The organism is Catenuloplanes atrovinosus, assembly GCF_031458235.1.
GTDB lineage: Bacteria > Actinomycetota > Actinomycetes > Mycobacteriales > Micromonosporaceae > Catenuloplanes > Catenuloplanes atrovinosus.
On the sequence record NZ_JAVDYB010000001.1, the window covers coordinates 7,788,652 to 7,807,482 of the forward strand.

General features: G+C 71.5%; 17 protein-coding genes. 7 read left to right on the forward strand and 10 right to left on the reverse strand.

Features of this window, described 5'->3' with window-relative positions; all coding sequences use genetic code 11:
• Window positions 1–189: 189 nt before the first annotated feature.
• Both pyrE and J2S41_RS34680 read left to right on the forward strand, forming a co-directional pair.
• On the forward strand, window positions 190–729 hold the full coding sequence (gene pyrE / locus J2S41_RS34675; RefSeq protein ID WP_310374384.1) for an orotate phosphoribosyltransferase: 540 nt from the start codon (window positions 190–192) through the stop codon (window positions 727–729).
• 57 nt (window positions 730–786) lie between these two features.
• Window positions 787–1,164, forward strand: coding sequence for an ArsR/SmtB family transcription factor (locus tag J2S41_RS34680; RefSeq protein WP_306836240.1), 378 nt, complete (start codon window positions 787–789; stop codon window positions 1,162–1,164).
• A 186-nt stretch (window positions 1,165–1,350) separates the two neighbouring features.
• On the opposite strand, the gene J2S41_RS34685 is transcribed toward J2S41_RS34680, so the two are convergent.
• The 4 genes from J2S41_RS34685 to J2S41_RS34700 form a co-directional block, all read right to left on the reverse strand.
• Window positions 1,351–2,253 carry a DedA family protein gene (locus J2S41_RS34685; protein WP_310374388.1) on the reverse strand — a complete coding sequence of 301 codons (903 nt, stop codon included), beginning with the start codon at window positions 2,251–2,253 and terminating at the stop codon, window positions 1,351–1,353.
• 140 nt (window positions 2,254–2,393) lie between these two features.
• Entirely contained in the window at window positions 2,394–4,931 is a 2,538-nt protein-coding gene (locus J2S41_RS34690; protein WP_310374389.1) for a polynucleotide kinase-phosphatase, read from the reverse strand.
• Window positions 4,928–6,373, reverse strand: a complete 1,446-nt coding sequence (locus J2S41_RS34695) for a 3' terminal RNA ribose 2'-O-methyltransferase Hen1 (protein ID WP_310374390.1) — start codon at window positions 6,371–6,373, stop codon at window positions 4,928–4,930. The genes J2S41_RS34690 and J2S41_RS34695 overlap by 4 nt, the downstream gene beginning before the upstream one ends.
• A gap of 108 nt (window positions 6,374–6,481) precedes the next feature.
• Window positions 6,482–8,068 (reverse strand): LPXTG cell wall anchor domain-containing protein, encoded by a 1,587-nt coding sequence (locus tag J2S41_RS34700; RefSeq protein ID WP_310374392.1) that lies wholly within the window; start codon window positions 8,066–8,068, stop codon window positions 6,482–6,484.
• 419 nt (window positions 8,069–8,487) lie between these two features.
• On the opposite strand from J2S41_RS34700, the gene J2S41_RS34705 reads away from it, so the two are divergent.
• Together J2S41_RS34705 and J2S41_RS34710 are read left to right on the forward strand one after the other, a co-directional pair.
• Entirely contained in the window at window positions 8,488–8,967 is a 480-nt protein-coding gene (locus J2S41_RS34705; protein ID WP_310374394.1) for a SigE family RNA polymerase sigma factor, read from the forward strand.
• 5 nt (window positions 8,968–8,972) lie between these two features.
• Window positions 8,973–9,965, forward strand: coding sequence for an LCP family protein (locus J2S41_RS34710; protein ID WP_310374395.1), 993 nt, complete (start codon window positions 8,973–8,975; stop codon window positions 9,963–9,965).
• A gap of 1 nt (window position 9,966) precedes the next feature.
• Here the strand turns inward: J2S41_RS34710 and J2S41_RS34715 are convergent, their stop codons facing one another.
• The gene (locus J2S41_RS34715) at window positions 9,967–10,155 is read right to left on the reverse strand and encodes an Rv3202a family protein (RefSeq protein WP_310374397.1); all 189 of its coding nucleotides are present in this window, start codon (window positions 10,153–10,155) and stop codon (window positions 9,967–9,969) included.
• Between the two features lie 187 nt (window positions 10,156–10,342).
• On the opposite strand from J2S41_RS34715, the gene fbaA reads away from it, so the two are divergent.
• Entirely contained in the window at window positions 10,343–11,368 is a 1,026-nt protein-coding gene (gene fbaA / locus J2S41_RS34720; RefSeq protein WP_310374398.1) for a class II fructose-bisphosphate aldolase, read from the forward strand.
• Between the two features lie 99 nt (window positions 11,369–11,467).
• Window positions 11,468–11,986 carry a hypothetical protein gene (locus tag J2S41_RS34725; RefSeq protein WP_310374399.1) on the forward strand — a complete coding sequence of 173 codons (519 nt, stop codon included), beginning with the start codon at window positions 11,468–11,470 and terminating at the stop codon, window positions 11,984–11,986.
• A gap of 5 nt (window positions 11,987–11,991) precedes the next feature.
• Here the strand turns inward: J2S41_RS34725 and J2S41_RS34730 are convergent, their stop codons facing one another.
• The 5 genes from J2S41_RS34730 to J2S41_RS34750 form a co-directional block, all read right to left on the reverse strand.
• Window positions 11,992–12,177 carry a hypothetical protein gene (locus J2S41_RS34730; protein WP_310374400.1) on the reverse strand — a complete coding sequence of 62 codons (186 nt, stop codon included), beginning with the start codon at window positions 12,175–12,177 and terminating at the stop codon, window positions 11,992–11,994.
• Between the two features lie 46 nt (window positions 12,178–12,223).
• A complete protein-coding gene (locus J2S41_RS34735; protein WP_310374402.1) occupies window positions 12,224–13,657 on the reverse strand; it encodes an FAD-dependent oxidoreductase in 1,434 nt (477 codons plus the stop codon).
• A 40-nt stretch (window positions 13,658–13,697) separates the two neighbouring features.
• The gene (locus J2S41_RS34740; protein ID WP_310374403.1) at window positions 13,698–14,840 is read right to left on the reverse strand and encodes a polysaccharide pyruvyl transferase family protein; all 1,143 of its coding nucleotides are present in this window, start codon (window positions 14,838–14,840) and stop codon (window positions 13,698–13,700) included.
• Between the two features lie 112 nt (window positions 14,841–14,952).
• On the reverse strand, window positions 14,953–16,194 hold the full coding sequence (purD, locus tag J2S41_RS34745; protein ID WP_310374405.1) for a phosphoribosylamine--glycine ligase: 1,242 nt from the start codon (window positions 16,192–16,194) through the stop codon (window positions 14,953–14,955).
• A gap of 34 nt (window positions 16,195–16,228) precedes the next feature.
• The gene (locus J2S41_RS34750; protein WP_310374407.1) at window positions 16,229–17,515 is read right to left on the reverse strand and encodes an adenylosuccinate synthase; all 1,287 of its coding nucleotides are present in this window, start codon (window positions 17,513–17,515) and stop codon (window positions 16,229–16,231) included.
• A gap of 127 nt (window positions 17,516–17,642) precedes the next feature.
• Between J2S41_RS34750 and J2S41_RS34755 the strand changes: the two genes are divergently transcribed.
• Window positions 17,643–18,641 (forward strand): diacylglycerol kinase family protein, encoded by a 999-nt coding sequence (locus J2S41_RS34755; RefSeq protein ID WP_310374409.1) that lies wholly within the window; start codon window positions 17,643–17,645, stop codon window positions 18,639–18,641.
• Window positions 18,642–18,831: the final 190 nt, after the last annotated feature.

Below are 18,831 nucleotides of genomic sequence, written 5' to 3' on the forward strand. Positions count from 1 at the left end.
TATCTACCGTCATGGTTTCTTTCGGTGGCTGGTGGGTCACCCTCAGGCGACGATCGGCCTCGATGGGCTGGTCGGAGCGTTCACCTCAGACCTCTCCGTCACGTCATTCACTCCCCCATCCAACCGATTTTTGCGCGTCGAGCCGGGTCGACCGTTCGCTTCTCAGCATTGAGCAGTACCCTCAACGCCATGGGCGACCGTGACGACCTGCGTAAATTCATCACTGACTTAGCCGTGGTGCACGGCCGGGTCGTGCTGTCGTCTGGTCAGGAAGCGGATTGGTATGTCGACCTTCGTCGCGTAACACTGCACCACGCGGCGGCTCCCCTCGTTGGGCGGGTGATGCGAGACCTCACGGCGGACTGGGATTTCGACGTGGTGGGTGGCTTGACTCTCGGCGCCGATCCGGTGGCCGTGGCCATGCTGCATGCCGCGGCGGATTCGGATCGACCGCTGGATGCGTGCGTGGTGCGGAAGGCCGGTAAGGCTCACGGACTGCAACGGCGCATCGAGGGCCCGGACGTCGCCGGACGGCGCGTCCTGGCGGTCGAGGACACCTCCACGACCGGCGGCAGCGTGCTGCAGGCGGTCGAGGCGTTGCAGCAGGCCGGAGCCGAGGTAGTGGGTGTAGCGGTTATTGTTGATCGAGGTGCAGGCGATGCGGTGCGGGCCGCGGGACTGCCCTATCGAGCGGCCTATACATTGGCCGACCTCGGCCTAACGGCCTAAAAGTTTACCGATTCGGACCTGCTGATATGCAGGCGAATCGATGCTGTAGGTGGAAGGATGGATTTCGTGGGAACTGCGTTGGCCGAACTGACCATGCCTCAGATCTCGCCGCTCGCCGGCGAGCCGATTGAACGTGCCGACGCCGAGCGTCTGGCGGGTGTCCTCAAGGCGCTCGCCGACCCGGCCCGGCTGCGGCTTCTCAGCCTCATCCAGTCCGCCCCGGAGGGCGAGGCCTGCGTGTGCGACCTGACCGCGCCACTGGGCCTCTCGCAGCCGACGGTGAGTCACCACCTGCGCATCCTCACCGAGGCCGGCTTGCTGGAGCGGGAGAAGCGCGGTGTGTGGGCCTACTACCGGCTGGTGCCGTCGGCGATCGCCACGATCGCCGACCTGCTCACCCCGCCGCGGAAGCGGGCTACGAAGAAGACTCGCTGAGTCTGATGGTCTTACCGCCGGGTGCGGCGGGCCGGCTCACCGGCCCGCCGTGCCCGGCACCATGATCGTCGACGCTCGGGTGCGCGCCGTGGGGACGGCGCTCCGGGCACGGCGATCGGGAGAAGCACAATGGCGCGGCCCCGTCCGGGACCGCGCCATTCTCGTGTGTGCCGACCGGGAAACCGCCTACCGGCGCGGGCCCCCGTCGTACCCCTGGCCCTGCTGGGGGTCGTAGCCGCCACCGCCGTAGACCTGACCGGGCCGGTGCTGGTCCGACACGGCCGGGATCTGCTGCGTCGCCGCCTCGACCACGTGCTCGACGGCCTCGACGATGTTCGCCTCGGCCTCCACGATGCGCGCCTCGGCCTCGGCCGTGCGGGCGTGCGCCTCCGCCTCCTTGGCCTTGGCGCGGCGCTCGCGGAAGAACTCGAAGAAGACCGGCAGCACCGAGACCAGGACGATCAGCACGATCACCGGCAGCAGGTAGTGGTCGATGTCCTCCGGGTCGATCACCTTGATGATCTGCGCGGCCAGCAGGTAACCGGCGAGGATGATGCCGTCGGTCCAGATGATCGCGCCGACCACGTTCCACAGGAAGAACGTCTTGGCGGGCATGCCGAGCATGCCGGCGACCGGGTTCAGGAACGTGCGGACGATCGGGATGAAGCGGGCCAGCACCACGGCCTTGGCCGGGCCGTACTTGTTGAAGTAGAACTCCGCCTTGTCGACGTAGTCCTTCTTGAACAGGCGCGACTCGGGGCGCTCGAACATCCGCCGGCCGTACCTGGCACCCAGCCAGTGGCCCAGCTGGGCACCGACGATGGCGGCGATCGGCGCGCCGATCAGCAGGCCGGGCAGCGAGAGCGAGACGCCGGGACCGAAGATCTCCTCCGCCACCGTGGACGCTGCCACGCCCGCGAGGAAGAGCAGTGAGTCACCGGGGAAGAAGAAGCCGACCAGAAGTCCGGTTTCGGCGAAGAGAATGCCCCAGATGCCCAGCAGTCCGACGGTGGTGATCAGATCCTTCGGATCGAGAGGGTTGACCGCCAGATTGTCGACGATGAGGCGTGCGTTGTCGGCGTTGTCCACGGGGAGACAGGTTACCGCTTACCGGTATGCAGTCCAGACGCGAATCTGTTACGGAGCTGAGGGGGCACCGAGAATTCGCCGGAGAAGCGCGGCCGGGCATTTCCCGGCCGCGCCATTCTCACCGTTGTGTGTCTTTACCGTCACAGACGGGGGTCGACCGGCTCCGATTCGCACGCCAGAACCGCGAACACCAATTCATGGATGCGCCACAGCGGCGCGCCCTCGGCGAGCCGGTCCAGCGCCTCCAGGCCCAGGCCGTGCTCGCGCAGCGCCAGCCCTCGCTTGCGGCCCAGCGACCGGTTCCGCAGCCGGTCCAGCGTCCCCGGCTCGGTGTACTCCGGGCCGTAGATGATCCGCAGGTACTCCCGGCCCCGGCACTTGATGCCGGGCTGCTGCGGGCGTCCCTTCGCCGAACGCACCGCCAGGCCGTCGAACGGCTTCACCACCATGCCCTCGCCGCCCGCCTCGGTCAGCGCCAGCCACCAGTCCGTCGCCTCCGCGACCGCGGCCCGGTCGCCGAGATCCACGACCCGGCGCCGGGTCGGCGTGAACAGGTCCGGGGCGGCCGCGCAGAGCCGGTCCGCCAGCGCCAGGTGCCAGCCGTGATCCCGCGCGGCGAACGACACGCCGTCCGCCGCCAGCACCGCGAACGGCGCGAGCGTCACGCCGGTCAGCCCGTCGGTCGGCCGCACGTAGCGCCGGTAGGCGTCGCGGTAGCGGTCCACGTCGCCGGCCCGGCGGGTCATCCGGTCGCGCAGCGTGGTCACGTCCAGGCCACGCCCGGCGGCGTCCGCCAGCATCGACCGTACGGCCGGCAGCGCGGCGTTCGCGGCCGCGCCGACGCTCGCGTACTGCTCCCGGATCAGCGCGCCGGCCTTGGCGGACCAGGGCAGCAGCTCACAGTCGAGCAGCACCCAGCCGGTGGACAGCTCGTCCCACAGCCCGGCCGCCGCCGCGGCCGTACCGGCCCGGCGCAGCAGCTCGTCCGTGACCGCGGGGTCGTCGAAGAACGGCCGGCCGGTACGCGTCCACACCGCGCCCCGGGCCACACCGAACCGCTTGCCCGCCTCCGCGTCCCGGCACAGCAGCACCACCGCGCGGGAGCCCATGTGCTTCTCCTCGCACACCACCGTGGTCACGCCCGCGGACCGGTAGTCCTCGAACGCCTGCGCCGGGTGCTCCAGGAAGTCGCCGGACGGCGCGGTCGAGCAGGGCGCCATCGTCGGCGGCAGCCAGAGCAGCGCGCGCGGGTCGATCGCGAACCGGCTCATCACCTCCAGCGCGGCGGCCGAGTTCTCCGCGGCGACCGTCACCGTGCCGTACCGCGTCTCCAGGTGCCGGCGGCCGGTCACGTCGGACAGCTCCAGCGCGTCCGCCGGGCGCTGCGCGCCGGGCAGCGTGTGCAGCGGGCGGACCGGCGCGTAGTGCACCGCCTCCGCGGGCACGCTGACCAGCTCCTTCTCCGGGTAGCGGAGCGCGGTCAGCGAGCCGCCGAACACCGCGGCGGTGTCCAGGCAGATGGTGTTGTTGATCCACTCCGGGGTCAGCACCGGCGTGTGGCCGTAGACCACCATGGCCTTACCCCGGTAGTCCTGTGCCCACGGGTAGCGGACCGGCAGGCCGTACTCGTCGGACTCGCCGGTCGTCTCGCCGTACAGCGCGAACGAGCGGACCCGGCCGGACGCGCGCCCGTGGTACGCCTCCTTCAGCCCCGCGTGCGCGACCACCAGCCGGCCGCCGTCCAGCACGTAGTGGCTGATCAGCGACGCCAGGAAGGCGGGCAGGCGGTCGGTGAGCTCGCGCGGCGCGGCCTCGAGCTGCGCGACCGACTCGGCCAGGCCGTGCGTCAACCGCACGTCCCGGCCGCGCAGCTTGCGCAGCAGCTTCTCCTCGTGGTTGCCGGCCACGCACAGCGCGGTCCCGGCCTCGATCATGCCCATCACCAGACGCAGCACGCCGGGCGTGTCCGGTCCGCGGTCCACCAGGTCGCCGACGAACACGGCGGTACGCCCCCGCGGGTGTCTGGCGGACACCGCGTGCCCGGCCGCGTCCCGGTGCACGTCCCAGCCCAGCGTGGCGAGCAGCGTCTCCAGCTCGGCGCGGCAGCCGTGCACGTCGCCGACGATGTCGAACGGGCCGGTCAGCTCACGGCGGTCGTTGAACAGCTTCTGGTACGTGACGGTGGCGGCGTCGATCTCCTCCGGCCCGCGCAGCACGTGCACCTTCCGGAAGCCCTCGCGCTGCAGCCGGGGCAGCGACCGCCGCAGGTCACGGCGCATGCGCAGCAGCACCTCGCGGCCGAACACGCGGTCCGCCCGCGCCTCGGTGCGCTCCCACGCCAGCGACTCCGGCACGTCCAGCACGATCGCGACCGGCAGCACGTCGTGCGCCTTCGCGACCCGGACCAGCGCGGCGCGCGCGTGCTCCTGGAGGTTGGTGGCGTCGACCACGGTCAGCCGGCCGGCGGCCAGGCGCTTGCCGGCCACGTAGTGCAGCGCGTCGAACGCGTCCCCGGAGGCGGACTGGTCGTTCTCGTCGTCGGCGATCATGGCGCGGAACGCGTCCGAGGAGAGCACCTGGGTGGGCGCGAAGTGGCGGCGGGCGAAGGTCGACTTGCCCGACCCGGAGACGCCGACGAGCGCCACCAGGGAGAGCTCGGGAACGGTCAGCTCGGTCATGCGGACACCTCCCCGCCGGTGGCGGGCTCATCGCGGGTGAAGACGGCGAACTGGGTCGGGCTGCCGGTCTCCGGGTCGTCGTCGCCGATGCCGTACCGGCGCACCGCGTACCCGTAGAGTCCGGCGACCCGGTCGGACCACGCGGCGAACTCGTCGCGGGTCCACTCGAACCGGTGGTCGTGGTGCCGCATGCCGCCGTGCGCCAAGCCCTCGTATCGCACGTTGTACTCGGCGTTCGGCGTGGTCACCAGCACGGCGTGCGGCGCCGCGTGCCCGAAGACCGCGTCCTCGAGCGCGGCCAGCCGCGGCGGGTCGACGTGCTCGACGACCTCCATCAGCACGGCCGCGTCGAAGCCGCGCAGCCGGTCGTCGCGGTAGGTGAGGGCGGTCTGCCGCAGCTTGATCCGCTCGCGCTGGCGGTCCGGCAGCCGGTCCAGCCGCAGCCGCCGCTCCGCGATCTCCAGTGAGCGGGTGGACACGTCCGCGCCGACGATCTCGGTGAACCGGCGGTCCCGGACCAGGTCGGCCAGGAGCGCGCCCGGTCCGCAGCCGAGGTCCAGCACGCGGGCCGCGCCCAGCTCGCGCAGCGCGGCCAGCACCGCCTCCCGCCGGCGTACGGCCAGCGGCTGCGGCTTCTCCGCGTCCGGCGCCTCGATGGTGTCCGGGTCCAGCTCCTCCAGCTCCTCGTCCAGCTCGGCCAGCCGCCGCCGCTCCTCCGCGAGCCGGGCCAGCGCGGCACCGGCCAGCGCGCGCCGGTGCGCCAGGAACCGGCGGGTGATCAGCGCGCGCTCCGGATGGCCGGCCAGCCAGCCCTCACCGGCCCGGACCAGCTTGTCGATCTCGTCCGGTGCCACCCAGTAGTGCTTGGCGTCGTCGAGCACGGGGAGCAGCACGTACAGGTGGTTGAGCGCGTCGGCGAGCCGGAGCGTGCCGGTCAGCCGCAACTCCACGTACCGGCTGTCGCCCCAGCCGTCGTCCAGCGGGATCGGCGTCGCGGACGTGGTCCAGCCGAGCGGGTCGAACAGCCGCGGCGCCAGCTCCGCACCGCCGCGGCAGCGCAGCACCGGCACCGCCACCTCCAGCGGGATCGCGGTCGCGGCCAGCTCCGGCCGGTCCTTCGAGGCGCCGCGCAGCGCACTCCGGAACACCTTGCCGAGCGCGGACGCGAGCATGCTGGACGCGGCGTACGGCCGGTCGTTGACGTACTGCCCGAGCCCGGCCGAGTCCGGCGCCTTGGCCCCGCGCTTGCGCCCCGAGTGCAGCGCGTGCGGATCGATGTCCAGCACCAGCGCCGCCGTGCACCGCTGCGCCGTCGCCTCCGGGTACATCACGTACGCCTGCCCGGCCGGCATCTCGAGCGCATGCACCCGATCCGGATGCTTGACGAGCAGGAAGCCGAGATCGGTGGCGGGCACGTGGGTGGTCGAGACGGTCATCAGCACCCGCACATCGTCCCAGCAGACCCCACAAGATCCATTTCTTTTTTCCGGTACGTACGACAGCGCCCCGCCGGTCACGAGGACCGGCGGGGCGCCACGGATCTGACGGTGTTACGCGACGAACGTGGTCCGCCGACGACGGGCCAGCAGGAAGCCGGCGACGCCCGCGGCCAGCAGCACCGCACCGGCGGCCCCGATCAGCCCGGCCTTGGCGCCGGTGATCGGCAGGGTGCCGCCACCGCCACCCTGGCCGCCCTCGCCACCGGGAGGCGGCAGCGTGCCGTCGCCGTTGACCAGGATGTACGCGACGTCATTCTTGGCGTTGGTGTCGCCCGAGCGGCCGTCGAGCCACGCCTTCGGGTTCGCGGTGACCGAGCCGACCGCGTTGGTCTTCTTCTGGTCGATGCGGAACGTGAAGTCGAAGACCTCCTGCTCGCCCGGGAGCAGCTGGGTGTCGGTGTAGCAGTGGTAGACCGTGCCGCCGGGGGTGGGGCCCACCCAGCCGTCGGAGGCGTTCGTGTCGTTGTTGCAGGCCTCGTCCACCTCGGTGACCGTCGTTCCGGCCGGCACCTCGACCCGGATCGCGGTAGCGGAGAAACCGCCCATGCTGCCGTCGAGCAGGGCCGGGCCGTGGTTCTTCACGCCCACCTGGACGGTCGCGGACGTGCCGGCCTCGCCGTCGAACTCGACCCCGAGCGCCTCCAGATCGGCGGCGTTCGTGCCGGTGACCGCGATCTCGATCATGCCGCCGTTGTCGGCCGGATCGATGTCCACCTGCGCCCGGCGAGTGGCCGAGGACGCCTCGGTCAGCTCCAGCGGGGCACCCGTGCCCGGGGTGAACGTGACGCCGGCGAACTTCTGCCAGGCGGCCCGGTCGGCGAACGCGGCCGGTGTCATCCACTCGAAGAAGCCGTACTGCCTGCCCGGCGCGAACACCTGCCCGCTGAGCTGGAGGTCGAACTCGACCTGGTGCGTGCTGCCCGGCGCGAGCTCGTCGTCGAACTCGCAGTACGTCTGCCGGTAGCCGTTCTGCGTCATGTACTGGCAGTTGCCGTACTGGGCGAGGCCCATGCCCGGCGTGCCGCTGACCCAGAGCACGACGCCCTCGGCGGTCTTCTCGCCCACGTTCCGGACGCCGGACGCCGCCGCCACGGTGCTGTTCGGCGTCGCGGAACCGGTGATCTCCTGGGAGGTGGCCGCCAGGTTGACGCCCTCACCAATGGTGATCTTGCTCGTGGTGGTGTGCGAGGCACCGACCGCGGTGACCGTCGTGCTGAGCGAGCCGCTGGCGTCCACGGCCGCGCCGTCGACCGGGGTGATCACCACGTCGAGGACGCTGAGACCGCCCTCGTTGAACTCGACCGGCCATTCCTTGTTCCAGGTGCAGGTGATGATCGTGCCGGCGGTGGCGCAGGTGAAGTCGTCCCAGAACTCCTCCGCCTCCGGCGCGATCGTGGCCACGTTCGCCAGGCCGCTCGTGTCGAACACGATCGAGATGTCGGTCGTGGAGACCGGGTCGACGGAGTACACGTTGACGGACTGCACGATGCCGGGCGAGCCGGCCGCGATGGTCACGTCCTCGAAGAAAGAGGTCAGGCCGGACTCGGCGGCCTGGGCCGGTGTGCCGGAGACGGCGACCGCGGCTGCGGTGAACGCCACCCCGAGTCCGGCGAGCATGCGCCGAGAGTTGCGGATCATGTAGGCGGATTCCTCCGTGGGTGATGTCGTCTCCGGCCGGGACCGGGCGCGACAGGGCCCGGCTGAACGCCGTGGGCCCGAGGGGCACAGAATCGAGAGGAGTGAGTTGGTCCCGGCGGAGACGCATCGATGGCGTGGGCCGGCCTCGACGTTTCCTCCCCGTGGACGAAAGCGAGGGGATCTTATGATCGTCGAGATCCGCCGCGCGACCCCGGCTGGACGAATGCTGGGAGTTCTGTCCGAAAGGTTGAGCGGGCCTGTGGACAACCGGGTTGTGGATAAACCGGCGGCCCTGTGGATAACCCTGGGGATAAGCGCAAAAGCGCAGGTCAAGCCCGGTGGATAACTTTTTTGTGATTGTTCGCAATGATGTGGCGGCCGGGGAACGTCATCTCTGGGAGAGCACTCGGAGGTGCCCCTTGGACTATGCGGAGTTCGCCGACTCCCGGCTGCCCGCGCTGTCGCGGTACGCGGTCATGCTGACTCAGGATCCGCATTTGGCACAGGATCTGGTGCAGGAGACGATGGTCCGGGTCCAGCTGAACTGGCGCCGGGTCGCGCGTGCCGACTCGCCCGACCGGTACGTGCGCCGCATGCTCACCAACCAGTATCTGGACTGGCGGCGCGGGTCCTGGCTGCGGCGCGTGCTGCTGCGGGCCGAGCCGGACGAGGCGCTCGCCGTACCGGGGGATCATGCCGAGGCGACCGCGGACCGTGACCAGATCTGGGCCTGGCTGGCCCGGCTGCCGCGACGGCAGCGCGCGGCGCTGGTGCTGCGCTTCTACGAGGATCTGCCGGACGCGGAGATCGCCGAGATCCTCGGCTGCGCGGTCGGCACGGTCCGGGCGTCGATCTCGCGTGCCCTCGCCACGCTCCGGGCGCAGTTGGTGGAGGTCTAGGAGAAATGATCGAGAACGAGCTGCGGGAGACCTTCACCCGCCACGAGCACCTCGCGCCGGACACCGGGCCGCTCCGCCGGGCCATCGACGAGACGACCGGGCGCCGCCGTCGCCGTCGCCTGATCAGCCGGTCGCTGGGTGCGGCGCTCGCGGTGACGGCCGTGCTGGCGGTGCCGGCGTTCATCGACCGGGAGAGCGGTCGCGCCGCGCCGGTGGAGATCGCGGCCTCGGTGTCGCCGGCGCCGATCGTCGCCGCGGACCGCCCGCTGAACGTGCTGCTGATCGGCGCGGACGGGGACGGTGCGGACGCGCGCGCGGACACCGTGCTGATCGCGCACGTGCCGGCCGGCCGGGACACGGTCTACCTGGTGTCGCTGCCGCGGGACGGCGTGGTGCCGATCCCCGGTCGCGGCGAGGACCTGCTGAACAGGTCGTTCCCGCTCGGCGGGCCGGAGTTGACCGAGGCCACGGTGCACGAGTTGACCGGCATCGCGTTCGACGGCACGGTCACGGTCCGCTACTCCGCGGTCGAGGCGATCACGGACGCGGTCGGCGGCGTCGAGCTGTGCCTGGACCAGGAGGTGGTCTCCCGGCACACCGGGCACCGGTACGCCGCGGGCTGCTCCGAGTTGGACGGCGCGTCCGCGATCGACCTGCTGCGCCAGCGGTACGGCCTGGACCAGGGCGAGTACGACCGGGACCGCAACGGCCAGCGCTACCTGCGCGCGGTCGCGGCCAAGGCGGCCGGCGCGAGCCTGCTCGACCTGGTCCGCGCCGCGGGGGACGGGCTCAGCCTGGACCAGGGCGGACTCGACCTGGTCACCGCGGTCGCGGCGATGGACCTGGAGGGCAAGCCGGTCGTCGGCATCACCACGGCGCGGTCCGGCGGTGCGTCCGGCGCCGCCGACGACGAGGTGCCGGGCACCCTCTTCGGCGCGCTCCGCACCGGTGCGATGAGCGCCTGGGCGGACGCCCACCCGGACTACGTGACCCGGTGAGTCACCGGTAGTCGTCGTCGGGCAGGCCCACCTCGAACGCCTGCTCGGCGGCGTCCGCCTCGTTGACGTCCGGGCTGAGCGAGAACCGCTCGACGGGGTCGTCGTCGTACCGTGCCGGACGGGCCTGCTCGGCGGCGTCGGCCTCCGGCGTCTCACCATCGCGCAGCGCCAGGTCGTCGGGGTAGGTCATGATCGCCTCCTCACACTCCTTCACGGTACGACCCGAAAGCCTTCCCTGGATCGACCCGCGGAAACCCGTACCGGTAACTCCAGGGCGATGTTCTCGGCACCCGGCCCGTGCGGGATACTTCCGGCGAAGGACAACGCGGTCCCGCCGGGGGTTCCGGACCCAGCGCACTGATCAAGGAGTTGCTCCGATGCCAATCGCTTCCCCAGAGGTCTACGCCGAGATGCTCGACCGCGCCAAGTCCGGCGCGTTCGCGTACCCCGCGATCAACGTGACGTCCTCGCAGACCCTGAACGCGGCCCTCCAGGGCTTCGCGGAGGCGGGCAGCGACGGCATCATCCAGATCTCGACCGGCGGTGCCGAGTACGTCTCCGGCCCGACCGTGAAGAACATGATCACCGGTGCGGTCGCGCTGGCCGAGTTCGCCACCGAGGTCGCCAAGAACTACCCGATCAACATCGCGCTGCACACCGACCACTGCCCGAAGGACAAGCTGGACAAGTACGTCCGGCCGCTGCTCGCGATCTCCAAGGAGCGCGTCGCCAACGGCAAGGCCCCGCTGTTCCAGTCGCACATGTGGGACGGCTCGGCCGTGCCGGTCGACGAGAACCTGCAGATCGCCGAGGAGCTGCTGCGGGACGCGGCGGCCGCGCACATCATCCTCGAGATCGAGGTTGGCGTGGTCGGTGGCGAGGAGGACGGCGTCTCCGCCGCGATCGACGACAAGCTCTACTCCACCGTCGAGGACGGCCTGGCCACCGCCGCCGCGCTCGGCCTGGGCGAGAAGGGCCGCTACATGACGGCCCTGACCTTCGGCAACGTGCACGGCGTCTACAAGCCGGGCAACGTCAAGCTCCGTCCGGAGATCCTCAAGGAGATCCAGGAGGCCGTCGGCGCCAAGTACGGCAAGGAGAAGCCGTTCGACCTGGTCTTCCACGGTGGTTCCGGCTCGCTGCTCTCCGAGATCCACGGCGCGCTGGACTACGGCGTGGTCAAGATGAACATCGACACCGACACGCAGTACGCGTTCACCCGCCCGGTCGTCGACCACGTCATGAAGAACTACGACGGCGTGCTGAAGATCGACGGCGAGGTCGGCAACAAGAAGGCGTACGACCCGCGTGCCTGGGGCAAGCTGGCCGAGAACGGCCTGGCCAAGCGGGTTGTCGAGGCCTGCGAGCACCTCCGCTCGACCGGCACCACGCTGAGCAAGTAATCCCTTTAGTTCCGATTTCGACACGGCCGGTCCCGCGAGGGGGCCGGCCGTTCGTCGTGTGGTTACGATTTCCGACGACTCGGAACGGAGGTCGCGGGCATGCTCGGCATCGACGGGTACGAGCCGGAGTGGCAGTACAGCTCTCGTGCCCTCGCGGCCGCCCACCGCGCCCGGTTCACCCGCGTCCTGGACCGCCCGCTCGACGACGCCTGGCTGATGTGGGACCTGGACACCGACGTCTGGTTCTCCGGTGGCCCGGTCATCCTCGGCTTCGGCGACCTCAACGTCGAGATAACCCACCGCAAGTTCGACGAGTGCGCCATCACCTGGGGCCAGATCGACATGAGCGCGCCGCTGGACTGGCCCGGCCTGCGCCTCGACTGGCGCTCCGGCACGCTTCCCGAACTGGCCGCGCTCCGCGGCCGGACGCTGCGCCAGGTCAACGTGATCGAGCGGATCATGCCGTCGCAGTGGCGCCCGCGCGTGCTGCACGCCGTCGAGCTGGTCTTCGACGGCGCGCGCCTCGCGATCCACAACGCGCTCGACGAGAACGGCATCTCCACCGCCGACGAGGTCAACCTGCCGATCGGCTTCTGGCACCGCGTCCCGATCGTCTGACCGGCTCAGTCGCCGCCGCCACCCCCACCGCCGCCGTCTCCGCCGCCACCACCGTCCCCGCTGTCGCCGCCTCCGCCGTCGTAGCCGTGGCCGAAGTCGGAGCCGCCCCGCCGCCGCTTGCGCTTACCGCTCCTGCTGACGAGTAGCACGATGATCAGCAGCAGCACCGCACCGATCACGAAGATCTCCATGGACCCAGTGTTCGGTATGGACGCAACGTCCCGTGGTGCCCGGCGGTCAGGACAGGCTGGCGCGCTGGGTGCGGAGTTCGCGCTGGATGGTCTGGACCGACAGGTCGCGCGGGGGCTTGCCCTCGCGCGACGCCAGGGCCGCGGTGACGCCGGCGGCCTGGCCGGTGGCCATCGAGATGGGCATGACGCGGTAGGAGGAGTGCGCCACGTGGTCGCCGGAGATCGCGCGGCCGGCCACCAGCAGCCGGTCGGTGTCGCGGGGGAGCAGGCAGCGGAGCGGGATGTCGTACGAGGTGCCCTGCGGGAGGCGCTTCAGCACGGTGCCGCGGCCGGTCGGGTTGTGGATGTCGACCGGGTACGCACCGCGCGCGATCACGTCGTCGAACTTGCGTGCGGACAGCACGTCGTCGCCGGTCAGCGTGTACTCGCCCTGGATGCGCCGGGTCTCGCGGACACCCACCTGGACGCCGCTCTGGATCGCGTAGGACTGCTCGAAGCCGGGGACGCGACGCCGCAGGAACCGGACGATCTGCGCCATCTGCTCGTGCGCCACCAACTCGGCCCGGGTCAGGTCGAACACGCTGGTGCCCAGCACGCCGGTGACGCGGGTGGAGTTGACCGCGACCTCGTCGTCGTACGGCGTGGCGAAGAAGAGCAGGTCCTCCCGGGTGAGGTCGAGCTCGCCGGCCTCGGTGGCCTCGCGGATCAGGTCCCACAGGCCGTAGACGCCGCGCCACTGGTCGGGGTGCTCCCGTACGTACCCGTTGAAGCCCTGGTGGTCGAACCTGCCCATCCGGAACATGAGCGTCATCGGCTGGGTCAGCCCGTCCTCGGGACGGCCGATCTCGTAGGGGGCGCCGGCCGCGGCCGCGAGGTCGCCGTCGCCGGTGCAGTCGACGACCACGTCCGCGTCGATGACGATCGGCCCCGACTTGCCCTCGAAGACCACCCGGACGCCGTCCGGCAGGTCGATCACGTCGGACGCGAACGAGTGCAGCAGCAGGTGCACGCCGGCCTCGGCCAGCAGTTCGTACGCGGTGAGTTTGAACAGCTCCGGGTCGAACGGCACGGTGTAGCCGGTCTCCGGGCTCGGCTTGATCACGCCGCCCATCTGGTGCAGCCGGTCCAGCATGGTCCAGAGCACGCCGCCGACGACCGGCTCGCCCTCGCCGTGGTCGGTGGGGAGCAGCCGGGTGTCGTCGCCGCCGACCGCCTGCTTCATCTCGTTGTGGAAGCTGGTCAGCGGCATCACCAGCGCGGCGGTCGCGTTGCCGCCGAGGAAGCCGTACCGCTCGACCAGCGTCACCCGCACGCCGGTGGCCGCCGCGCCGAGCGCCGCGCCGATCCCGGACGGCCCGCCGCCGACGACCAGCACGTGGGTACGGCCGGCGCGACGGGCACGGCGGGCCGGGAGCTCGACGGTCTCCTCGGTGCGGGGCGGGGGCAGATAGGCGGTCGACACGTACGGCGACAACGTCATGCTGTATCCCCTACCCCGGCGGTGGTCTGCTACCCCTTTTCTACGCGGCGATCAGCGTCCGCGGGCGGATGTTGTCCAGGACCGCGGCCAGCCGCTCGCCGGTCTCCGCCGACCGGGATCGCAGCACGCCCATCCGCTCCCGCGTGACGGTGACCCGTTCGGGCCGTTCGTCCCAGAGCCGGTCGACCTGCGCGAGAAGCGGGCCGACCGACTCCCGCATGACGCCGCGAAGCGCGGGCGCACCCGCCTGCTGGGCGAAGTCGAAGACCTTCCCGGCGTACGGCAGCGGCAGGAACGGCACGCCGCTCAGCCCGCTGAAGATCAAGAAATGGAGTCGCATGCCGACCGCGAGGTCCAGGTGCCGCATCAGGCCGAGCACCTGGCGGGGCCGGTAATCGCCGTAGAGCACCCGGCAGTCCTGCACCGCGGTCATGTGCGACAGCACCGCGTGCGAATGCCGGATGTCGTCACGCTCCATCGGCACGAAGAGCAGCTGCGCGTCCAGCCGGTGCACCAGGAAGTCGCCCATCTGCGCCAGCAACTGGTGGTACGACTCCTCGTCCAGGTGCTCCGCGGCCTTGCCCGGCTCGCGCACGCTCATCCCGACCAGGCGCCGCCCGGCCGGCACGCCCTCGGCGCGGAGCAGCTCCGCGTCGAAGTCCTCCGGCTGGAGCAGCAGCGCGGGATCGGCGGTCACGGTGATGGTGCGGGTGACGCCGGCCTCCTCGAGGACCAGGCGGGACTCCTCGTCCCGGACCGTGACCTCGACCGCCTCGGAGAGCACCTCGCGCACGATCGCGCAGTCCGTCTCCTCGGTGAGCGGGCCGGCGCCCAGCGCGTACGTGAAGACGGGCACGCCGCGCTCCTGCGCCGCGCGCGCGACGCGGAGGTACCGGCGCGCCTCGGTGTTGTAGAGGATGCCGCCGCCGCCCAGGATCAGCAGGTCCAGCTCGCCGAGCGACGTCGCGGTCGCCTGGCGGCTGACCCCCTCCCAGCCGACGACCTCCACTCCCGGGTGCTGCGCCCGGGTGTGCTCCGGGTGACGGGAGAAGACCAGGATGCGGGCGTCCGGGCGCCGGTTGCGCAGATCGTCGAGCAGGCTGGTGAGAATGGCCTCGTCGCCGAGGTTGCGTCCGCCGTACGAGCCGAGCACGCCCACGGTGGGTCCGGTTCTGTCGAGCACCGCGCACCTCCCTACGTCGTGTGCGAGCCCGGCGGGCGCCGGGCTCGCACGGGTCCCTACCCTCAACCTCAGGGTGACACACCCGACGAATCGGACGGTTCGTTTGCGCAGGTCAGGCCGTTGTGCGCCCTTCCGCGGCGGCCAGCGCGATGTCCGTGCGGTGGTGCGAACCGGCCAGCTCGATGCCGCTCACCAGGTCGTACGCGGCCTCGCGGGCGGAGCTCAGGTCCGGGCCGGTAGCGGTCGCACAGACCACCCGGCCGCCGGACGAGACGAGCGCGCCGTCCTCGCGCCGCCGGGTACCCGCGTGCAGCACGCCGGGCCGTTCCGCGCCGGTCAGCACGCCGCCGGTCCGCGGCGCCTCCGGGTAGCCCTCGGACGCCACCACCACGGTCACCGCGGCGCCGTCCCGCCAGGTCAGCGGCGGGTGCGCGGCCAGCTCGCCGACCGCGGCGGCGCGCAGCAGCCCGGCCAGCGGCGTGGTCAGCATGGCCAGCACCACCTGCGTCTCCGGGTCGCCGAAGCGCGCGTTGAACTCGATCACCCGCGGGCCGGCCGCGGTGATCGCCAGGCCGACGTAGAGCAGGCCGGAGAACGGCGTGCCGCGCCCGCGCATCTCGGCCAGGGTCGGCTGCACCACCTCGGCCATGACCTGCTCGACCAGGTCGTCCGGCGCCCAGAGCAGCGGCGTGTAGGCGCCCATGCCGCCGGTGTTCGGCCCGGCGTCGCCGTCGCCGACGCGCTTGAAGTCCTGGGCCGGCATCAGCGGCAGTGCGGCCTCACCGTCGGTGACCACGAACAGCGAGACCTCGGGGCCGGCCAGGTACTCCTCGACGACCACGCGTCCGCACTCGGCCGCGTGGGCCAGCGCCCTCTCCCGGTCGTCGGTGACCACGACGCCCTTGCCGGCGGCCAGGCCGTCGTCCTTCACCACGTACGGCGTACCGAACTCGTCCAGCGCGGCCGCGACCTCCGCCGGCGTGGTGCAGGTGAACGAGCGCGCGGTCGGCACGCCGGCCGCGGCCATCACGTCCTTGGCGAACGTCTTCGAGCCCTCCAGCCGCGCGGCGGCGGCGGACGGGCCGAAGACCGCGACACCCTTGGCCCGGACCGCGTCCGCCACGCCCGCCACCAGCGGTGCCTCCGGGCCGATCACGACCAGGTCGGCACCGGTCTCGACGGCGAGCGCCGCGACCGCGGCCGGGTCGGTCGCGGTCACCTCGCGCAGCTCGGCGAGCTGCGCGATGCCGGGGTTGCCCGGCGCCGCGACCAGGTGCTCGACCGCGGGGTCGGCCGCGAGGCCGATGGCGAGGGCGTGTTCACGCCCTCCGGAACCGATGAGAAGTACGCGCACGCTGGGTGATGCTACCGACGTGGGCTGATCATCCTCAGATCAGCTCGTGCCGGACGACGTTCTCCTCGCGGCCGGGGCCGACGCCGACCACGCTGACGCGCGTGTTGCACAGCTCCTCGATCCGCGCGATGTAGCGGCGCGCGTTCTTCGGCAGCTCGGCCTCGGTGCGGGCCGCGGAGATGTCCTCCCACCAGCCGTCCAGCTCCTCGTAGACCGGCTTGGCGTGGTGGAAGTCGGTCTGCGTCATCGGCATGTCGTCGACGCGCTCGCCGTCGATCTCGTAGCCGACGCAGATCGGCACCTTCTCCAGTCCGGAGAGGACGTCCAGCTTCGTCACGACCAGGTCGGTGACGCCGTTCAGCCGGGAGGCGTACCGCGCGACCACCGCGTCGAACCAGCCGCAGCGGCGCTCCCGGCCGGTGGTCGTGCCGTACTCGTGGCCGATCTTGCGCAGGTGCTGGCCGAACTCGTCGAACAGCTCGGTCGGGAACGGGCCGGAACCGACGCGCGTGGTGTACGCCTTGCTCACCGCGATGACCTTGGTGATCGCGGTCGGCGGGATGCCCGCACCCACGCACGCGCCGCCGGCCGTCGGGTTCGACGAGGTCACGAACGGGTACGTGCCGTGGTCCATGTCCAGCATGGTCGCCTGGGCGCCCTCGAGCAGCACGTTCTCGCCGCGGTCCAGCGCGTCCCAGAGGATCGTCCGGGTCTCCGCGATGTACTGCTTCAGCCGCTCCGCGTAGCCGAGGTACTCCTCGACCACCGCCTCCACATCCATCGCCTTGCGGTTGTAGACCTTGAACAGGATCTGGTTCTTCTCGCGCAGCGCCAGCTCGAGCTTCTTGCGCAGGATGCCCGGGTCGAGCAGGTCCTGGACGCGGATGCCCATCCGCGCGACCTTGTCGCCGTAGGCCGGGCCGATGCCACGCCCGGTGGTGCCGATCCGCGACGAGCCGAGGTAGCGCTCCACCACCCGGTCCAGCGCGCGGTGATGCGGCATGATCAGGTGCGCGTCACCGGAGATCCGCAGCCGGGAGACGTCGACGCCGCGCTCGGTCAGGCCGTCGATCTCCTGGAGCAGGATCTTGGGGTCGACCACGACGCCGTTGCCGATCACGATGATCGCGTTCGGCGACAGCGCGCCGGACGGCATGAGGTGAAGGGCATACTTCTGGCCGTCGGGAGTGATCACGGTGTGCCCGGCGTTGTTGCCCCCGGAATACCTGACCACGTAGTCGACCCGCTCGCCCAGCAGGTCGGTAACCTTGCCCTTGCCCTCGTCGCCCCATTGCGCGCCGAGAAGCACTATCGCTGGCATCTGAGAACCCGCCTTCGAGGGCTCGGGTGCCACAGTGGCGACCACACGGCAAGCCCGAGGTGTCAGGCTAACAAGAAGTTACGGCCACGTTGGAGATGGCCGAAAAGATCACGGGAGGCCACCGGCCGTGTACGACGTGGTGCTGCTCAGCCTCGCTTCCGGCGCGCCCGCCGGCGCCGACGCCTGCGGGCTCGGCGGATCCTGCTGCGGCGGTGCCGAGCAGAAGGAGCAGGTCGATCGCTCCTGCGCCGAGCCGGGCACCCGCGTGCCGGTGCTCGCCTGCGGCGACGCGCTGACCGCGGCCGGCGCCCGGGTGGAGTACGTCACCGCCCGCTCGGACGCCGAGATCGACGAGGTGATCGCCCGGCTGGACGCGCCACCCCGCGAGGACGGCCTGACCTGGCCCGACTCGGAGAGCAAGACCCGGGTCGTGGTCGCGGCCGCCACCGACGCGCAGCTCCGCGCCGTGGTCCGGCGCCTGGTCCGCCGGTTCGCGCCGCCGCCCAGCAAGCGGCCGGCCGAGCTGCCCGACTCGCGTACCGTGCCGGACCTGCCCGCGCTCGGCGTGCTCCCGCTCGACCCGGCCCGGGCCGGCACCCCCGACGACCTGGCCGCCCGGCTCGGCCTGCCGCGCGACCCCGCCGCGGTCGCGGCCGCGGTGCTCGGCGACCGCGTCCGGCGCGTCGACCTGCTGCGCACCGATGCGGGATCCGTCACGCTGGACGGGACGCTACTCGGCGGTAAGAGTGAGGACGGCAAGCCCTTGCCGTGGCGAGGCAGAGTGCAGGTGGACGACACGGTGTTGAGTGACGGGGAAGAGGGCATCCTGGCGTGTGCGGTCGGCAACGCGGCCGGCTACGCGACCCTGGACGGTCTTCCGCTGCTCACCGGCGCCGACCCGGGCGACGGTGCGGTCGAGGTGGCCGTGGCGGTGCCCGTGGTGACCAAGGTCCGGTTCCGCCGTCCCCGGCTCCGGATCGAGGTGCGGCGGGCGCGGGGCCGCGCGGCTTCCGTGACGCCGCGGGACGGGGACGTGCAGTTCATCGACGACGGGGTGGCCGGCACGCTGAACCGCAAGCGGTCCTGGTGGACCGAGGCGGGCGCGTGGGCGGCGTACGTGAACTAGGGGAGGCAGTGCGCGGTGGTCAATAGTTTCCCGGCGGACTCGGACGACGACGAGCCGTTCTGGTCTCCGGACGACGAGGATCCCTCGCCGACGGATTCGCAGCAGAACAAGCTGGTGGCACCGCCACCGGCTCCACCGTCCACGCCTCGCGCCAGCGCGCCCGTGCCGCATGAGCAGACCCAAAATCAAG